Source organism: Bradyrhizobium lupini, assembly GCF_040939785.1.
Taxonomy (GTDB): domain Bacteria; phylum Pseudomonadota; class Alphaproteobacteria; order Rhizobiales; family Xanthobacteraceae; genus Bradyrhizobium; species Bradyrhizobium canariense_D.
The window spans coordinates 1143716-1162428 of sequence record NZ_CP162553.1; the positions used below are offsets into that span (position 1 = coordinate 1143716).

Annotated in this window: 16 protein-coding genes and 1 pseudogene; 4 read left to right on the forward strand and 13 right to left on the reverse strand. The window is 64.7% G+C overall.

The annotated features are described in order from the left end of the window. Positions 1-2205, forward strand: a complete 2205-nt coding sequence (locus AB3L03_RS05785; protein WP_368508340.1) for a xanthine dehydrogenase family protein molybdopterin-binding subunit — start codon at positions 1-3, stop codon at positions 2203-2205. Positions 2206-2265: 60 nt separating this feature from the next. Here the strand turns inward: AB3L03_RS05785 and AB3L03_RS05790 are convergent, their stop codons facing one another. Beyond that, positions 2266-2478 (reverse strand): hypothetical protein, encoded by a 213-nt coding sequence (locus AB3L03_RS05790; protein ID WP_007608382.1) that lies wholly within the window; start codon positions 2476-2478, stop codon positions 2266-2268. A gap of 185 nt (positions 2479-2663) precedes the next feature. Next, a pseudogene (locus tag AB3L03_RS05795) lies at positions 2664-3712 on the reverse strand (hydroxyacid dehydrogenase). A 264-nt stretch (positions 3713-3976) separates the two neighbouring features. Here AB3L03_RS05795 and AB3L03_RS05800 point away from each other — a divergent pair. From AB3L03_RS05800 to AB3L03_RS05810, 3 genes are all read left to right on the forward strand, one after another. Then, positions 3977-4543, forward strand: coding sequence for a thiamine pyrophosphate-binding protein (locus AB3L03_RS05800; RefSeq protein WP_204510731.1), 567 nt, complete (start codon positions 3977-3979; stop codon positions 4541-4543). An 11-nt stretch (positions 4544-4554) separates the two neighbouring features. Further along, on the forward strand, positions 4555-5157 hold the full coding sequence (locus AB3L03_RS05805; protein ID WP_018458596.1) for a thiamine pyrophosphate-dependent enzyme: 603 nt from the start codon (positions 4555-4557) through the stop codon (positions 5155-5157). A gap of 76 nt (positions 5158-5233) precedes the next feature. Next, positions 5234-5611 carry a VanZ family protein gene (locus tag AB3L03_RS05810; protein ID WP_368508341.1) on the forward strand — a complete coding sequence of 126 codons (378 nt, stop codon included), beginning with the start codon at positions 5234-5236 and terminating at the stop codon, positions 5609-5611. A gap of 43 nt (positions 5612-5654) precedes the next feature. Here the strand turns inward: AB3L03_RS05810 and AB3L03_RS05815 are convergent, their stop codons facing one another. The 11 genes from AB3L03_RS05815 to AB3L03_RS05865 form a co-directional block, all read right to left on the reverse strand. Continuing rightward, entirely contained in the window at positions 5655-6038 is a 384-nt protein-coding gene (locus tag AB3L03_RS05815) for a DUF1236 domain-containing protein (protein WP_018458594.1), read from the reverse strand. Positions 6039-6153: 115 nt separating this feature from the next. After that, positions 6154-7041 (reverse strand): 2-hydroxy-3-oxopropionate reductase, encoded by an 888-nt coding sequence (locus AB3L03_RS05820; RefSeq protein ID WP_085395513.1) that lies wholly within the window; start codon positions 7039-7041, stop codon positions 6154-6156. Between the two features lie 12 nt (positions 7042-7053). After that, positions 7054-7839, reverse strand: a complete 786-nt coding sequence (gene hyi, locus AB3L03_RS05825) for a hydroxypyruvate isomerase (RefSeq protein ID WP_204510729.1) — start codon at positions 7837-7839, stop codon at positions 7054-7056. A 12-nt stretch (positions 7840-7851) separates the two neighbouring features. After that, positions 7852-9642: a glyoxylate carboligase gene (gcl, locus tag AB3L03_RS05830; RefSeq protein WP_368508342.1), complete on the reverse strand. Its 1791-nt coding sequence runs from the start codon at positions 9640-9642 to the stop codon at positions 7852-7854. Positions 9643-9795: 153 nt separating this feature from the next. Beyond that, the gene (locus AB3L03_RS05835; RefSeq protein WP_204510727.1) at positions 9796-11598 is read right to left on the reverse strand and encodes an adenine deaminase; all 1803 of its coding nucleotides are present in this window, start codon (positions 11596-11598) and stop codon (positions 9796-9798) included. A gap of 85 nt (positions 11599-11683) precedes the next feature. Then, positions 11684-12484, reverse strand: a complete 801-nt coding sequence (locus tag AB3L03_RS05840; protein ID WP_204510726.1) for an NYN domain-containing protein — start codon at positions 12482-12484, stop codon at positions 11684-11686. A gap of 52 nt (positions 12485-12536) precedes the next feature. Continuing rightward, positions 12537-14036, reverse strand: a complete 1500-nt coding sequence (locus tag AB3L03_RS05845) for a tripartite tricarboxylate transporter permease (protein WP_018458588.1) — start codon at positions 14034-14036, stop codon at positions 12537-12539. After that, positions 14036-14521, reverse strand: coding sequence for a tripartite tricarboxylate transporter TctB family protein (locus tag AB3L03_RS05850; protein WP_204510725.1), 486 nt, complete (start codon positions 14519-14521; stop codon positions 14036-14038). Before AB3L03_RS05850 ends, AB3L03_RS05845 begins: the two co-directional genes overlap by 1 nt. Further along, on the reverse strand, positions 14518-15486 hold the full coding sequence (locus AB3L03_RS05855) for a tripartite tricarboxylate transporter substrate binding protein (RefSeq protein ID WP_018458586.1): 969 nt from the start codon (positions 15484-15486) through the stop codon (positions 14518-14520). Before AB3L03_RS05855 ends, AB3L03_RS05850 begins: the two co-directional genes overlap by 4 nt. A 103-nt stretch (positions 15487-15589) precedes the next feature. Continuing rightward, positions 15590-16432, reverse strand: coding sequence for an IclR family transcriptional regulator (locus AB3L03_RS05860; RefSeq protein WP_204513913.1), 843 nt, complete (start codon positions 16430-16432; stop codon positions 15590-15592). Between the two features lie 61 nt (positions 16433-16493). Further along, a complete protein-coding gene (locus AB3L03_RS05865) occupies positions 16494-18623 on the reverse strand; it encodes an acetate--CoA ligase family protein (RefSeq protein WP_204510723.1) in 2130 nt (709 codons plus the stop codon). Between the last annotated feature and the right edge of the window lie 90 nt (positions 18624-18713).

Sequence of the window (18713 nt, forward strand, 5' to 3'; positions counted from 1 at the left end):
ATGAACGCTTATGTCGGAACGGCAACGTCGCGTGTCGACGGCCGGGCCAAGGTCACCGGGGCCGCCAAATACGCCAGCGAATTTCCGGCCGACAGGCTCCTCCATGGCTTCGTCGTCGAGGCCACCATTCCATGCGGGCGCATTGCCCGCCTCGACACCAGTGCGGCGCTGCAGATCGAGGGCGTGCTCAACGTGCTCACGCATGCGAACCGTCCGTCGCTGGCCGACAAGGACGAGGCGTGGAAGGACGAGGTGGCGCCCGAGGAAGGCTCGCCTTTCCGTCCGCTTTATGATGACAAGATCAAGTTCAATGGCCAGCCGATCGCACTTGTCGTCGCAGAGGACTGGGAAACCGCGAAATTCGCCGCGACGCTCGTGCGGGTCGAATATGAGCAGCATGGTTTTGCAACCGACCTCGAAGGCGAACGCAGCAACGCCGCCGAGAAGAACGAGCCGCATAAACCGCGGGGCGACGCCGCAGCCGCCCTTGCGGGAGCTGATGTGCGCCACGAGGCGGACTACGTGATACCGACCGAGCATCACAACCCGATGGAGCTCTATGCGACCACGGCGGTCTGGGACAGCAATGGCAAGCTCACGATCTACGACAAGACCCAAGGCGTCCAGAACGTCCACAAATTTCTCTGCAGCGTGTTCGACAAGAAGCCGGACGACATTCGCGTGGTCTCGCCGTACGTCGGCGGCGCCTTCGGCTCCGGCTTGCGGCCGCAATATCAGGTGGTGTTGGCAACACTCGGCGCGCTCGCGCTGAAGCGGTCCGTTCGCGTCGTACTGACGCGGCAGCAGATGTACGGGCTCGGCTACCGGCCGATGACCATCGAGCGCGTCGGGCTCGGCGCAAGATCCGATGGCGCCCTCGACGCGGTCACGCACGAGGCCATTGCCGTCACCTCGCGCTATGAGGATTTTGCCCGCAACGATACCGGCTGGGCCGAACAGCTCTACAAGAGCCCGAACAGCCGCTTCTCCCACAAGCTGGTGCACCTTGACGTCTCCACCCCCAGCGACATGCGCGCACCGGGCGCTGCGTCGGGCGTCTGCGCGCTGGAATGCGCGATGGACGAGCTCGCCGTCGCACTCAAGCTCGACCCGATCGAATTGCGGCTGAAGTGCTACTCGGATCGCGACCAGAGCGAAAACCTGCCCTACACCAGCAAGCAGTTGCGCGAATGCTACGCGCGCGGCGCGGACGCCTTCGGCTGGAGCAGACGCAATCCTGCGCCGCGCTCGATGCGCGACGGCAAGGATCTGATCGGCTGGGGCATGGCGACGGGTGTGTGGGAAGCACTGCAGATGCCGGTCGCCGTCCGTATCGTGCTGACGTCGAACGGACATGCCGAGGTGTCCTGCGCCGCATCCGACATCGGCACCGGCACCTACACCATTGTGGCTCAGGTCGCAGCCGATGCGCTCGGCCTGCCGATTGAGAACATCAGCGTCCGGCTCGCAGATTCCAGTCTGCCGCAGGCGCCTGTGGAGGGCGGCTCCTGGATGGCCGCTTCGAGCGCGCATGCGGTGCTCGCAGCCGCCGAGGAAGTGCGCAAGGAACTGTTACGCCTGGCCGGGAAGATGCCAGGCTCGCCGCTCGCCGGCGCCGAGCTAGCCGATACGGTGCTGACCGACGGCAGCATTGCCAGCGCCAGCAACAACAGCCGCGCGGTCTCGATCGCCGACGCGATGCGTCACGGCGGCGTCGAACGCATCGAGAAGGAAAAGCTCAATCAATTCGGCGAGGACAAGAAGCACGCGCGTAACACCCACTCGGCCGTCTTCGCCGAGGTCAAGGTGGACGAAGAGCTAAACGTCATTCGCGTGACGCGGGTCGTGAGCGCCGTCGCGGCCGGGCGGATTCTCAACACCAAGACAGGCCGCAGCCAGATCATGGGCGGCGTGGTCTGGGGGATTGGGATGGCCCTGCACGAGGAGACGGTGATGGATCACCGCTTCGGGCGGATCATGAACGCGAACATCGCCGAGTACCACATTCCCGTGAATGCCGATGTTCACGACATCGACGTGATCTTCGTCGACGAGCCGGACGCGCACATCAACGCGCTCGGCATCAAGGGGCTGGGCGAGATCGGCATCGTCGGCGTTCCCGCCGCGATCGCGAACGCCGTCTATCACGCCACCGGCAAACGCATCCGTCGATTTCCGATCACACTGGACAAGCTGCTCGACTGAGACGGTGCAGCAGTCCCCTCTCGGCGCCGGCGTCACCTCACGGCGCCCGGCCGCCAGGCCTCACGAGGGAAAGTCAGCCGGTCTGACTTGGATGCGGTCGGCATGCAGCGACCAGTGGTGCAACGCCTGATCCTCGCAAAACCTCGCCTTCGCCCGCTCTCTGGCTTCGTCCTCGTCGGAAGCGTCGATCTCGAGCGTGCCCTGGCACACCTCGATCTGCCGGCCGTACTGGCCGAGCACGTCCTTCATGAACCTGACCACATAAGTTGACATGGGACCTCCTGCCTGCCCCGGCGGCGCTCACTCTTATCCCATTTAGGCGGAATCCGGGAGGGAGATTTTGACACGGATCAAAGTCGGGCGCGGTTCCCCCCGCCGATCGTTCCGTGGCGCGTAGCGCTAACCGGGACATTGGGCAGCAGGAGCATCGCACCCCGGAAGGACAGAGCGACTGTCAACTACGCCGGCGTCACACCAAACGCCTGCTTGAATCGCTCCACATAGCGTGGCCAGACCTCCGGATTGATGATGCGCGGCGGCCGCTTGCCATCGAGCGTATCCAGCACCTGCTCGGCCGCGATGCGGCCCATGTTCTGCCGCGCCTCGATCGTGACGCCCGCGGTATGCGGGCTCGCCAGCACGTTGTCGAGCTGGAGCAGCGGATGCTCCGGCGGCGGCGGCTCCTTGGACCAGACGTCGAGACCGGCGCCCGCAATGCGCTTCTCGCGCAAGGCCTGGAGCAGCGCATCCTCATCGTGGATGAAGCCGCGCGCCGTGGTGATAAAGTACGCATGCGGCTGCATCAACGCAAATTCGCGCACGCTGATCATGTTGCGGCTGCGCTTGTCGAGCGGGCAGGAGATGGAGACGAAATCGGCGCGGCGCAGCAGCTCGTCGAGCTCGACCTTCTCGCCGCCCCGCTCGGCCATCACCTCGGCCGTGAGGTAAGGATCGTAGGCCAGCACCTTCATGCCGAACAGGCCCTTGCACAGCGCGGCGATGCGGCGACCGACATTGCCGAGGCCGACGATGCCGACGGTCTTGTGCTCGATCTCGTTGCCGACGAGTTCGTTGCGGTTGACGTTGGACTCCTGCGGAGCTTGCGGTCGGACTGGATGATGCGCTTGGACAGCGTCAGCATCATCGCCAGCGCATGCTCGGCGACCGAGTGGGCATTGCCGCCGGACTGGTTGACGACCAGCACGCCGGCATCGGTGCAAGCCTCGACATCGACAGGATCGAATCCCGCGCCGTTGCTGGAGACGAGCAGCAGGTTCGGCGCGCGCTTCAGGAAGGCAGCATCGACATGGAAGTGCGGGGCCAGTTCGTCACGGGCGGCGCCGATCTGGTAGACATGAGCCGCCTCGATGATCGGCGCGAAATAATCCTCGGGGCTCTCGTTCTCGATGCGATCGAGCCGGACGTCGGGCCGCGCCTTCAGGATGTCGATATAGATCGGATTGGCCAGATATTTGACGTAGAAGACGCGCTTGCTGTTGACGGACATCAGGACCCTTCCGGCTTTCTCCAGGAGATCCGCAGGGCCAGCGCTTCGCGCGTTCCTGTCATGCGTTCCTCCGTTCTCTTGTTGTTGCCGCTTATGACACGGCGGCACCAGCTGCGGCAGGCCGTCTGGCGCAGATCACGGTGCAGTCCGGACATGTTGACAATCCCGCTGCCTGCGTCAAGTTCGGCAGACCGCCGCGACGGAAGACGACGGCCAAGACAATGGCAAAGACCAAGAAGCATGCGCGGCCGAAGGGAGAACGCAATGCCGATTGCGGAGCAACAAACCTCGTCCGAGGCGGCACAGACCTCCAGTGACAAGAGCTGGCACGGCATCATCCTGCAAACCCTAAAGCGGAATGAGATCAGCCTCGTCCCTTACGTGCCCGACCGCGTGCTGACGCCGCTGATCAAGAACCTGCACGCCGATCAGTTCTTCACCACCTTTGCCACCGCCCGCGAGGAGGAGGCCGTCGGCATCGTCTCGGGCGCCTGGATGGGCGGACGGCGCGGTGCGGTGCTGATGCAGACCTCAGGCTTTGCGACGCTCGCCAACGTGCTGGCCTCGCTCGCGGTGCCCTACCAGATTCCGCTTATCATGTTCGTGTCCGAGCGCGGCACGCTCGGCGAGTTCAACTACGGCCAGTCACTGGTCTGCCGCACCATGCGTCCGGTGCTGGATTCGCTGGCGCTGGAGCATCACACCATCACCCGGCTCGACGAGCTCGAATTCATTGCCGACCGTTCGATCAAGCAGGCCATCACGACGCAGGCGCCAGTCGCGCTGATCCTCAACCCGCTGCTCACGGGCGGCAAGGTGTTCGACAAGTGAGTCCGGCCCAAATGAATACAGACGTGCGCAACACCAAAGTGATGAACCGCTTCGACGTCACCTCGCGCCTGATCGCGAAACTCGAGCACGAGGAAGCCGTGATCGGCGGCATCGGCAACACCAATTTCGACCTCTGGGCCGCCGGCCACCGTGCGCAAAATTTCTACATGCTCGGCAGCATGGGGCTCGCCTTCCCGATCGCGCTGGGCGTGGCGCTGGCGCAGCCGGACCGGCGCGTCTTTGCGCTCGAAGGCGACGGCTCGCTGCTGATGCAGCTCGGCGCACTCTCGACGATCGCGGCGTTGAAGCCGAAGAACCTCATCATGATCGTGATGGACAACGGCATCTACCAGATCACGGGCGCGCAGCCGACACCGGCCGCGAACGTGGCTGACATCGTCGCCATCGCAACCGGCTCCGGGCTTGCCAACAGCGCCTGGGCCGCGGACGAGGCGGATTTCGAGCGTCTGGTCGAGGAAGCCATGTCGGCCGGCGAGCCCAGCCTGATCGCCGTCCGCATCGATGACAAGCCCGGCGTCGGCGCCACCCGACGCGATCCCGTACAAATCCGGGAACGCTTCATGCACGGCCTTGGCGTGCGCGAGCCACTTTAACGGTTCGTCATTAACTACACGGCGATCTGATCCTGGCGCCTCGGCAGGCTGCTGCAATCCGTGCTAAGCGGTGCGGATGTCCATTTTGCTTCGCTCCTCTGCCTGGCTGCTTGCCGCCGCCATCGCCTTTGCAACCCTCGGCCCGCCAGGCCTACGGCCCCATTCCGACCTTGGCCAGGACGGCGAACATGCCCTTGCCTTCGTCCTGGTGGGAGTAGCCTTCGGCCTCGCCTATCCGCGCCGCCGCCTGTCGGCCACAGCGATCGCCGTGGTGCTGATCGGCCTGCTGGAACTGATGCAATTCTGGGCACCGGGACGGCATGCGCGGCTGGAGGACTTTCTGGTCGATGCCGGCACCACCTGCATCGGTTTCGCGCTGGCGGCCATCGCCGATTGGGCCATGACGCGGTTTCGCGCAAATTCGGCCCTGACGAGTCAAGGCCCCGCGGAGTGACGCTCCGCAGGGCCCGTCTCTTCAAAGCTCACGCTCCGGTCGATCAGTCGATGATCTTAACGACGCGGCGCGTGCGCGGCTCCACGATCACGCGGCGATCGTTCACGACCGCATAGCGATATTCGGTGTAGTTCGGCACGGGCCGCAGCACCACGGTCGGCGGCAGTGGCTCGCCGACCACGACGCGCTCGTGGACCACGACGGAATCATCGCGCGGAATTCCGCCGAGGATCGCATTCGGGATTTCCAGGCCAGCGCCGACCGCCGCACCGACGGTACCACCGACCATCGCTCCGACCGGGCCGCCGATGTCGCCGCCCGCGCGAGCGCCGTCCCTGGCGCCCTGTTCGGTCGTCGACTGGGCAAAGGCTGCACTCGACGCCAGCAGCGACGCGGCAGCGAACGTAATCGCAAGACGGGTCTTCATGTGCTTATGTCTCCAGTGATTGTTGTGCGCCTTCAACCGCGGGGCCGGATCATTGTTCCGGTTCCCCGCCGGATCTAGGCAGAACTACAAGTGGAGACTGTTACCTGGTAACAGTTCAGGCTGCGGCGATCTCGTGCCCTGCCATCAGTTCCAGCGCACGCACCATTGCCGAGTGATCCCAACCCTTGCCGCCATGTGCGGTGCAAGACGAGAACAATTGCTGCGCCAGTGCCGTGCTCGGCAGCGACAGGCCGAGCGCGCGGGCGCCTTCAAGCGCGAGGTTGAGATCCTTCTGGTGCAGCTCGATGCGGAAACCGGGATCGAAATTGCGCTTCACCATGCGCTCGCCATGCACTTCGAGAATCCGCGACGACGCAAAGCCGCCCATCAGGGCCTGCCGCACCAGTGCCGGATCCGCACCGGCTTTCGACGCGAACAGCAGCGCTTCGCTGACCGCCTCGATCGTCAACGCGACGATGATCTGGTTGGCGACCTTCGTCGTCTGGCCGTCGCCATTGGCGCCGACGCGGGTGACGTTCTTTCCCATCCTGTCGAAGATCGGCTTCATGCTGTTGAAGGCGCGCTCGGGGCCACCGACCATGATGGTGAGGCTTGCCGCCTTGGCACCGACCTCCCCGCCTGACACCGGTGCGTCGAGATAATCCGCGCCGAGCGCCTCGATCTTCTTCGCAAACTCCTTGGTCGCCAGCGGTGAGATCGAGCTCATGTCGACCACGATCTTGCCCTTGGAAATGCCGCCCGCGACGCCGTCATTGCCAAACAGCACGGCCTCCACATGCGGCGTATCGGGCACCATGATGATGACCGCATCCGCTTCCTCCGCAACCTCCTTGCTTGACTTGCAGGCAACGCCGCCGGCGGCGATCAGCTCGGGTGCGACCGGCCCGACATCGTGCAGGAGAACGCGATGGCCTGCGGCCAGAAGATGACCGGCCATCGGCCGTCCCATGGTGCCAAGTCCGATAAAGCCGATGTCGATCATGTCAAAGTTTCCTCAGGTCTCGAAAGTCTGCGCCGCGTGCCAGGACAGGCCGTCCAGCGTCGTGGTGCGCGGCTTGTATTCGCAACCGATCCAGCCGCGATACCCGATCGCGTCGAGATGGCGGAACAGGAAGGGATAGTTGATCTCGCCCGTGCCGGGCTCGTGGCGGCCGGGATTATCGGCGAGCTGGATGTGCGCAATCTGCGGGAGATATTCCTGCATGGTACGGGCGAGGTCGCCCTCCATGATCTGCATGTGGTAGATATCGTACTGGATGAACAGATTGTTCGAGCGCACCTCGGAGATCAGCTGCACGGCCTGCTCGGTGCCGTTCAGGAAGAAGCCGGGAATGTCGAGCGTGTTGATCGGCTCGACCAGAAGCTTGATGTTCTCCCGCGCCAGGGTCGACGCCGCAAAGCGCAGGTTCCCGACCAGCGTTTCGTTGAGCTCACGCGGATCGGCATCGACGGGCGCGATGCCGACGAGACAGTTGAGCTGCTCGCAATCGAGCGCCTTGGCATAGTCGATGGCACGAAACACGCCGTCCCTGAACTCGCTGACGCGATCCGGCAGGATCGCGATGCCGCGCTCGCCCGCGGCCCAATTGCCGGCCGGCAGATTGTGCAGCACCTGCGTCAGCCCATGGCTGTCGAGCTGCTCGCGCAACTGCGCCTTGTCGAAATCATAGGGGAAGAGGTACTCGACCCCGGAAAAGCCCGCCGCTTTGGCCCCGGCGAAGCGGTCCACGAACGGCATTTCGTTGAAGAGCATGGTGAGGTTCGCAGCGAATTTCGGCATGTTGCTATCTCCCTATTCCGCCGGCTGCAGCACGCCGGGCCTCGCTGTCGCGACCTCGTCGAGCGGCAGATCCAGCACCTCCTCGAACTCGACGATGTTGTCGATCTCGGTGCCCATCGCGATGTTGGTGACGCGTTCGAGGATGAACTCGACCATCACAGGCACGCGATGCTTGGCCGTCCATTCGCGCGCGGTCGCGAACGCCGCCTGCGAGTCCTTCGGGTCGGTGACGCGGATCGCCTTGCAGCCGAGCCCTTCGGCGACAGCGACGTGATCGACACCGTAGCCGCCGAGCTCAGGCGCGTTGATGTTCTCGAACGAGAGCTGGACGTGATAGTCCATGTCGAAGCCGCGCTGGGCTTGGCGGATCAGGCCGAGATAGGAATTGTTCACGACGACGTGGATGTAGGGCAGATTGAATTGCGCCCCAACTGCGAGCTCCTCGATCAGGAATTGGAAATCGTAGTCGCCTGAGAGCGCGACGATATCACGATCCGGACACGCCGCGCGCACGCCGAGCGCCGCGGGTAGCGTCCAGCCGAGCGGGCCCGCCTGCCCGGCATTGATCCAGTTGCGCGGCTTGTAGACGCCCAGGAACTGCGCGCCGGCGATCTGCGACAGGCCGATCACGGAGACGTAGCAGGTGTCACGGCCAAACGCCTTGGTCATCTCCTCGTAGACGCGCTGGGGCTTGATCGGGACGTTATCGAAATGGCTCTTGCGCAACATTGTCTTCTTCCGGTCGCGGCAGGCAGCGGGCCACGCCTGGCGCTCGCGCAACCTGCCGGACCGGCGCCACTCCCTGGCGACGGTGACGAAGAGTTCGAGAGCGGCCTTCGCGTCCGAGACGATGCCGAGATCGGGATTGAACACGCGCCCGATCTGCGTCGGCTCGATGTCGACATGCACGAAGGTGCGCCCCTTGGTGTAGGTCTCGACCGAGCCGGTGTGGCGGTTGGCCCAGCGATTGCCGATGCCGAGCACGAAATCGGATTCGAGCATGGTGGCATTGCCGTAACGGTGACTGGTCTGAAGACCGACCATGCCGGCCATCAGCACGTGGTCGTCGGGGATGGCCCCCCAGCCCATCAGCGTCGGCACGACCGGCACGTTGGCAATCTCGGCGAATTCCACCAGCAGATCCGAGGCGTCGGCATTGATCACGCCGCCGCCCGCGACGATCAGCGGCCGTTCGGCCGCATTGAGCATCTCCAGCGCCTTCTCGACCTGCTTGCGGGTCGCGGTCGGCTTGTAGACCGGCAATGGCTCATAGGTCTCGTCGTCGAACTCGATCTCGGCGAGCTGCACGTCGAGCGGCATGTCGATCAGCACCGGGCCGGGCCTTCCCGAGCGCATCACGTGAAACGCCTGGCTGAACACGCGGGGCACCAGCGCCGGCTCGCGCACCGTCACCGCCCATTTGGTCACGGGCTTTGCGATCGACTCGATGTCGACGGCTTGGAAATCCTCCTTGTAGAGCCGCGCGCGCGGCGCCTGCCCGGTGATGCAGAGGATCGGGATGGAATCAGCGATCGCGGAATAGAGCCCGGTGATCATGTCGGTCCCGGCCGGCCCCGAGGTGCCGATGCAGACGCCGATATTGCCGGCCTTGGCCCGCGTATAGCCCTCGGCCATGTGCGAGGCACCCTCGACATGGCGCGCCAGGATATGGCGGATCGAGCCGCGCTTCTTCAGCGCCGAGTAAAGCGGATTGATCGCGGCCCCGGGAACGCCGAAGGCAGTCGAGATGCCCTCCTTCTCCAGAATTCGCACGGCAGCATCGATGGCTCGCATCTTCGCCATATCGGACCTCGCTTGAGTTGCATTGGCTCGAGCGAGATCATCGGGCCCGCGAGGGCTTCACTCAACGAGATCGATTTTATTTTCCACGATGCGGCAGCCGCGGGAAAAACGTGGCGGTCTCAATCGGTTAGATCGAGATATCCGTGAAAGCGATCACTCGAACAGCGGCGCCAGCTGCATCTGCGGCACCAGCACGAGGCCCTTGTCGGTGATACGAATTTCCGGAATGACCGATAGCGGAATCAGATTGAAACCCATGTAGGGGATGGTGCAGCCGGCCTCCGCCCATTCCTTCTTCAGCGCCTTGACCTCTTCCGCCACCTCCGTGACGCGCTTGTCGGACAAGAGCCCAGCGATCGGCAGCGGCACTAGCGCCCTCACCTTGCCCTCGGCGACGAGGCAGACGGCGCCCTGTTGCTCCTTGATGGCGGCGACCGCGACCTGCATATCGGCCTCGTTGGTGCCGGCAACGATGATGTTGTGGCTGTCGTGCCCGACGCTGGAGGCGACCGCGCCGCGCTTCAGTCCAAAGTCCTTCAACAGGCCGTAGGCGACATTGCCGGCCGACTTGCCGTGGCGTTCGACCACCGTGACGAAGCATAGGCCGTAGCGGGCGAACAGTGAGGGCCAGTCCTTTGCGGGCTCGATCGCGATCTTCTCATGGATCAGCGTGATGCCGGGCAACGCGGTCTTGATCGCGTTGACAGTGCAGGCCTTCGCCGGCAGCTCCGGCGTCAGCTTGACCTTCTCGGGCAGCTTCACCGTCGCATAGGCCGCCTGCGGATATTGATAGCGCTGCGACAGCGCCTGCTCGAGCTTCGGCGTGATTTTTCGGTTTTCGACCACGAGTTCGCCGCCATACCAGGTGCATTGCGGCTTCAGATTGTCGTCCATCAGCACCAGATCGGCGCGGCGCCCGCCGCCGAGCCCGCCGATATCGCTGTCCATGTTGAAGCGCGTCGCGCCATGCAGCGAGCCCATCGACCAGGCCTGCTCCGGCGACATCCCTGCTTTCACGGCTTCGCGCACCACCCAGTCGAGACCGAACAGCAGGAGATCGTCGGCGTCGCGATCGTCGGTGCACACGGCCGTGCGCTTGTGCGAGGCGCCGAGCTCGGTGATGGTCCGGATCGCCTGCGGCAGCGAGTGCCAGGGCGTGGTCGGCGGTCCCCCGCGCAGGAACACCCAGACCCCGGCATCGAGCAGATCGTCGGCGATGTCGCGGTCGATCGCCTCATGGGTGTCGGTGATGCCGCTCGCCGCATAGGCCGCAACGAAGTCGCGGCCATAGATATGGCCGGACACCGGCCGGCCGCGCTTCAGGGCGGCAGCGAGGATGGCGTGGCTTCGCTCATCGCCCATGGTGACAGGCACGAAATCCATCTTCTCGCCGAGCCCGACGGCTTCCGGCCAACGGTCGAACAGGCCGGCGATCTTGTCGGGCGTCAGATCGCCGCCCGCAGTCTCCAGTGCGGCCGAAGTCGCAGGAACCGTCGAGGGCACCGTCAGGAAGATCGAGAGCGGAGCCTCGCGTGCGTCCTCCAGCATCGCCTCGACGCCGACGACGTCCATGACGTTGCCGATCTCGTGGCTGTCGCAGAAGATTGTGGTGGTGCCGTTGAGCAGGGCGGCCTCGGCATAGGCGCAGGCCGTCACCATCGAGGATTCGATGTGGATGTGCGGATCGACCAGCCCCGGCGCGATGATGCCGCCCGCCGCGTCGTAAACCGGCACGTCGCCGAAGACATTCTTCGCAGCGCCGGCCGGCTTCATCGCAGCAATGCGGCCGCCGGTGATCCAGATTTCGCGGTTCGCATGGATGCGCTCCGAATAGGTCGAGAGCACCCGCGCGCCGGTGACGACGAGATCCGGCGCGACACGCGCCGAGGCCACATCGGCGAGACGCCGGGTCATCGAATGCAGCGGTGCGACGGCGAAGCGGGCAAGTCTGGTCATCAGAACCCTCGCGTGGCGTTATGGCCCTGCGATGGTTACGCCCTGCGCCCGACCGGGCAAGCGCAAATATAACGGCAGGCTCTGCTTACGCTTTAGGCGGAGAAGCGCCTGCCGCCGCGGGCCTCCCAGGTCTGCGCGAGTTCCGTCGTCGCGGGGCCGGTGCGGCAGCGGGCTTGACCCGAATCCGCATCGACCTCCCGTTCTGCTCGTCAATCTCGAACGCATTCGTCTTGCGCACGAGGTCACTCAGCTTGCGGAAGCCAAACGTTCGCGGATCGAAATCGGACGCGAGATTGGCGAGCTGGCGGCCAACTTCCCCGAGCGTCACCCAGCCGTCCTCGCTCTCCATCTGGGTGATGACCTTCTTGATGATGGGGGTTGCGGCATCGAGCGGCTGAAGCGACGTCGATCTCGAGGCGGCGTCCTGGGTGTTCGCTGGGGCGGCAAGCAAGTTCTCCGTGTAGACGAACCTTCGACAGGCCTGCCGGAAGCTCTCCGGCGTCTTCTGTTCGCCGAACCCAAAGACGTCGATGCCCTGCTCCCGGATGCGGGCGGCCAGACGGGTGAAATCGCTGTCCGACGACACCAGGCAAAAGCCATCGAACCGGCCGCTGTGAAGCAGGTCCATTGCGTCGATGACCAGCGTGATGTCGGAGGCATTCTTCCCCGTCGTATAGGCGAACTGCTGCTGCGGGATGATGGCGTGTTTGGACAGGATGTCGGCCCAGCCCCTCGACCTGGCATTGGAGAAGTCGCCGTAGATGCGGCGAACGCTGGCCTCGCCGATCTTGGCAATCTCCTCGAACAGCCCATCGGCGATCTTTGCCGAAGCATTGTCTGCATCGATCAGGACAGCGAGACGGGGCGAACGGAGCTCTGACGGCATGACTTTTCCTACGAGATGAACGTAACATTAGAAGACGCTCGCGGCGGAATGGCTAGTCCTCGTTCGCCTTGAAGCGTCCCATCCCTTTCAGCACGAAGGGTGCCAGCAGCGCGATGAACGCCAGCGCAAGCAGCGTCGCCGAGATCGGGCTCTGGAGCAACGTCATGGGATCGCCGAGACTGATCGCGAGCGCGCGACGCAGCTGGCTCTCGGCGATCGGGCCGAGAATCAGGCCGACCACGACGGGCGCGATCGGAAAATCGAACCGCCGCATCAGAAAGCCGAGCACGCCGAAGCCGGCCAGCATCGACAGTTCGACCACCGACGGCTTTGCGGCGATGGTGCCCATGGTCGCGAACACGAGGATGCCGGCATAGAGCCACGGCTGCGGGATCGCCAGCAGCCGCACCCATAGGCCAACCAGCGGCAGATTGAGCACCAGCAGCATGCAATTGGCGATGAACAGGCTCGCGATCAGGCCCCACACGAGGTCGGGCCGCTCAGCGAACAGCAGCGGCCCCGGGTTGAGGCCGTATTGCTGGAAGCCCGCCAGCATCATCGCGGCCGTCGCCGAGGTCGGCAATCCCAACGTCAAGAGCGGCACCAGCGTGCCGGCAGCCGAAGCGTTGTTGGCGGCCTCCGGTCCTGCGACACCTTCGATCGCGCCCTTGCCGAATTCTTCGGGGTATTTGGTCAGTCGCTTCTCGCAGGAATAGGACAGGAAAGTCGGGATCTCCGCGCCGCCGGCAGGCAGCGCACCGATTGGGAAGCCGAACATGGTGCCGCGCAACCACGGCTTCCACGATCGCTTCCAGTCTTCCTTGGTCATCCACAGCGAGCCGCGCACCGGCTCGAGCTTCTCTTCGGTGTGGTGGCGGCGCGATGCGACGTAGAGCGCCTCGCCCACCGCGAACAGGCCGACCGCGAGCGTCGTCACCTCGACGCCGTCGAGCAGCTCGGGCACCCCGAACGCAAGCCGCGCCTGACCGGTCAGCTTGTCGATACCGACGAGACCTAATGTCAGACCAATAAACAGGCTGGTCAGGCCGCGGATCGGGGAATCGCCGAAGGTCGCCGACACCGTGACGAAGGCGACGCACATCAGCGCGAAATAATCCTCCGGGCCAAAGCGCACGGCGAAATCGACCAACCACGGCGCGAGAAAGGCAAGCCCGATGGTGGCGATGGTGCCGGCGACGAAGGAGCCGATCGCGGAGGTCGCGAGCGCCGGCCCGCCGCGGCCGGCCTTGGCCATCTTGTTGCCTTCGAGCGCCGTCGCCATCGAGGCGCTCTCGCCGGGCGTGTTGATCAAGATGGCCGTAGTCGATCCGCCATACATGCCGCCGTAATAGATGCCGGCAAACATGATCAGCGAACCGCCAGGATCGAGCTTGTACGTCACCGGCAGCAGCAGCGCGACCGTCAACGCCGGGCCGATGCCGGGCAGCACGCCCACGGCGGTGCCGAGGAATACGCCGATCAGGGCGTAGAGGAGATTCATCGGCTGGACGGCGACCGCCATGCCGTGGGCCAGCGCCGCGAAAGTTTCCATCACAGCAGTCGCTCCAGGGGGCCGGCCGGAAGACTCAACGTCAACAGGCGGTCGAACGCGAGGTAAATGAGGGTCGACATCACGAGGGCGATGGCGGAATCGACGAGGACAGCCCGGCGCCCAAATGCCGCCGAGGTCGTGACGAACAGCGCCGACGTCGCCAGGATGAACCCGCCGCCGAAGCCGATGATGGCAATCAGCAGCGCAAGGCCGGCGAGGATCAAGACCACAGGCACGGGATCTGCGCTCTCGCGCGCTGGCAGACCGCCGCGCAGCGCGTCAACGAGATTGCCGATCGCGAGCAGCGCGAGGCCGGAGGCGATCACGACCGGCATGGCTTCCGGCCCCATCCCGTACATCGCGGTCGATTGCAGGCCGTGCGCATCCCAGACCAGCACCGCGGCAAGACCTGCGAGCAGCGCGGCGATGACGACGCCGGCGCGATCGACGCGCCGCGGTGGCTGGACGGGATCGCCTGAGGTCATGACTTGACCAGGCCGACTGATCTCAGCACGTCCGTCACACGCACCGTTTCTTTCTTCAGGAAGTCGGCGAAGGCGTCGCCGCCGAGATAGGCATCCTCCCAGCCCTTCTGCTTGAGAATGTCTTTCCAGGCGTCCGACTTCACCATCTTCTCGACCGCGTCGCTCAGCGTCTTGCGCTGCTCCGGCGTGATTCCGGGAGGCGCGACCACCGAACGCCAGTTGGCGATCACGAGGTCGATGCCCTGCTCCTTGAAGGTCGGGATGTCGCTGCCTGGAATGCGTTTCTCCGAGGTCACGCCGATCGCGCGCAGCTTGCCCGACTTGATCTGCCCATCATATTCGCTGAGGCCGGAAATGCCGGCAGTGACCTTCGCGCCGAGAATGGCGGCGAGCGACTCGCCGCCGCCCGAGAACGGGATGTAGTTGATCTTCTTCGCGTCGGCGCCAACGGCGCCGGCGAACAATGCTGCCATCACATGATCGACGCCACCGGCCGAGCCCCCGGCGAAGGTCACTTTGGCGATGTCGGCCTTCACCGCTGCGGCCAGATCCTGCGCGGTCTTGATCGGAGAATTCGCCGGCACCACGATCACCTGGATTTCCTCGGTGAGGCGCGCGATCGGCGTCACCTGCTCGAGCGTGACGGGTGATTTGTTCATGGCGAGCGCGCCCACCATGACGAAGCCGTTGACCATCAGCTGGTTGCCGTCGCCCTTGGCGCCGTTGACGAACTGCGCGATGCCGACACTGCCGCCTGCGCCGGGAACGTTGGTGACCTGCACGCTGCGTGCGACGCCGGCAGCGACCAGCGCCTGCTGCATCGAGCGCGCGGTCTGGTCCCAACCACCGCCCGGCGCCGCAGGTGCCATCAGCTTGAGCTCGAGCTGCTGGGCAAAGGCCGGCGTGGCTGCCGCAAGGGTCAGCGCGACGGCTGCGCCGACGAGGCGCGCGGGAAGTTGAAACATGGGACGTCTCCGGGCTCATGCGGACGTTTGCCGCATCGTGTCGTTTGGTCGCATATCAGCCAAAACGGCCGACACTGTCCAGTGACATACCCCCGGTTTCCGATTAGCGGGGCGTCGGAATTGCCCCGCCGAGCGCTGCCGTCAGTTCGGCGGCAACATCACGGACGATTTGCCCGATTTCCGGTAACCGCTGATCGGTCAGCCGGCTGGTCATGCCGGACACCGAAATCGCAGCAAGCGGCTCGGCGCAGGCGTTGTAGACCACCGCTGCAACGCAGCGCAGACCCATGCAGGCCTCTTCATCATCCAGCGCGTAGCCTTGCTTGCGGATCTTTTCGAGCTCCTTGAACAGGTCGCTCGGCCGCACGATCGATTTCTCGGTCAGGCGTGGCATGCCGTGATGGCGGATGACGGCGCCGACGTCCTCGTCGGAATAGGTCGCGAGCACCGCCTTGCCGACGCCGGAGGTCACCATCGGAACGCGGCCGCCGACTTGGGTCAGCGAGCGCATGATCTCGCGGCTCTCCATCCGGGTCAGCACGATGATGAACTCGTCGTCGACCACGGCGAGATTGGCGGTCTCGCGGGTAAGATCACGCAGCTTGCGCAAGTAAGGAATGGCCTGGGCACTGAAATTGCGCCGCCGCGCAAAGCTCGCGCCCACCGTGAAGCTGCGCACGCCGACATGCCATTTGGATTCGGCGCGGTCGAACTGCACGAAGCGGCGGCTTTCCAGCGTCGCCAGCAGGCGATGCACGGTCGAGGCCGAGAGCCCGGTGCGGACGGCGAGATCGCTGAGGCGATAGCCTTCGTCGTCTTCGGACAATGTCTCGAGGATCGACAGCGCGCGATCGACGGACTGCACGCCGCCGTCGCGCGCGTCGCGATCGGCCGCCGATGGCGATCGGGGCTCGATCGATTTGCGCCGGATCACGTTCCTGCCCATCGCGACCTGACTGTTCTCACCTCTCCCCGCGCGCGGGGAGAGGTGAAGCGGCATCGTCGGCTCAGAGCAGCCCTGCTCCGCGCGCCCATTTGTACTTGGCACCGAGGACCTCGACCGGCAGTTCGGTCGAGTAGGCATAGGCCGGAATGCCGTTCTGGTAGAGATATTCGGCGGCTTCCTCAACCTCGACGTCGCCGGCGAGCGAGGCGACGATCGGCTTCACGAAGCCCTTGGCCTCCATCTCCTTCTTCACCTCGACCATGTTGCGGGCGAACACCATCGGCGGCGTGACGATGGTGTGCCAGTAGCCGAGGATCAGCGAGTGGATGCGCTCGTCCGTCAGGCCGAGTTTTACGGTGTTGACGTAGGTGATCGGCGGCTCACCGCCGGTGATGTCCACGGGATTTCCGGCCGCGCCAAACGGCGGGATGAACTTGCGGAAGGCCGCATCCAGATCCGGCGGCATCGACATCAGCGACAAGCCGTTGTCGACGCAGGAGTCCGACAACAGCACGCCCGAACCGCCTGCACCGGTAATGATCAGCACGTTCTCGCCCTTCGGCGTCGGCAGCACCGGCACGCCCCGCGCGAATTCGAGCAGCTGCCGCAAGCTACGGGCGCGGATCACGCCGGACTGGGCCAGGACATCCTCGTAGATCTTGTCGTTGCCGGCGAGCGCGCCGGTGTGCGACGAGGCCGCCTTGGCACCGGCGGAGGTGCGGCCGGCCTTGAGCACGATGACCGGTTTTTTCTTGGAGACGCGTTTTGCGGCTTCCGCAAAGGCGCGGCCGTCCTTGAGGTCTTCGCAGTGCTGCGCGATCAGGTTCGTGTTCGGATCCTGCTCGAAGAAGGCGAGCAGATCGTCCTCGTCGATGTCGGACTTGTTGCCGAGGCCGACGATCGCCGACACGCCCATCTTGGCCGAACGGGAGAAGCCGATGATGGCCATGCCGATGCCGCCCGATTGCGAAGACAGTGCCGCGTGGCCCTTGACATCATAGGCGGTGCAGAAGGTCGCGCAGAGATTGGCAGGCGTATAATAGAAGCCGTAGATGTTCGGTCCCATCAGGCGGATGTCGTACTTCTTGCCGACTTCGACGATCTCGGCCTGGAGCTCCGGCGCGCCGGCTTCCGCGAAGCCCGACGGAATCAGAACCGCGCCGGGAATTTTCTTCTCGCCGCATTCGGTGAGCGCCGCGGCCACGAACTTCGCGGGAATTGCGAACACCGCGGTGTCGATCACACCGGGCACGTCCTTGACGCTCTTGTAGGCCTTGTAGCCGAGGATCTCGGCGGCCTTGGGATGGATCGGGTAGATGTCGCCCTTGTAGCCGCCGTTGATGAGGTTCTTCATCACGGAATTGCCGATCTTGCCGTCTTCGGCCGAAGCGCCGACCACGGCAACCGCCTTCGGCTGCATGATGCGGCTCATCGCCGCGACGATCTCTTCGGTCGGGCGCGGCTTCGGCTTGGGCACGTAAGCGAAGTCGACGACGATGCGGACGTCGGCCGCGATCGCGTCCTTGGCCGTCGCGAACACCGGGTTGAGATCGAGCTCGACGATCTCGGGGAAATCGGTGACGAGCTGCGAGACCTTGACGATGACATCGGCGAGCGCCGTGCGGTTCACCGGCTCGCCGCCGCGAACGCCCTTCAAAATTTCATGCGCCTGGATGCCGTCGAGCATCGACAGCGCATCTTGCTTTGTCGCGGGCGCGAGGCGGAAGGTGATGTCCTTCAGGACTTCGACCAGCACGCCGCCGAGACCGAAGGCAACCAGCTTGCCGAACGAGGCGTCGGTGATCGACCCGACGATCACTTCGGTGCCGCCGGCCAGCATCTGCTGCACCTGGACACCCTCGATCTTGGCATCAGACTTGTACTTCCTGGCGTTGCCGAGAATGGTCTCGTAGGCCTTCTCGGCGTCTTCTGCCGATTTGAGGCCAACGATGACGCCGCCGGCTTCGGTCTTGTGAAGAATGTCCGGCGAGACGATCTTCATCACCACCGGGAAGCCCATCGAGGCGGCCATCTTGCCGGCCTCGCCGGCCGATTTCGCCACCCCCTCCTTCGGCACCGCAATGCCGTAGGCGTCGCAGACCAGCTTGCCTTCCGGCGCGGTCAGGCTGGTGCGCTTGTCCGCCTTGACCTGGTCAAGCACCTTGCGGACGGCATCTTTGGAATTGGACATGTGGCTCTCCCTTGACCTTGGTTCTTGCGTTCTCAAAGCGCGCGCGCGTTGCGGCTGCCCGTGATGCTTTCCATTCGCCGCGCTCTGTTC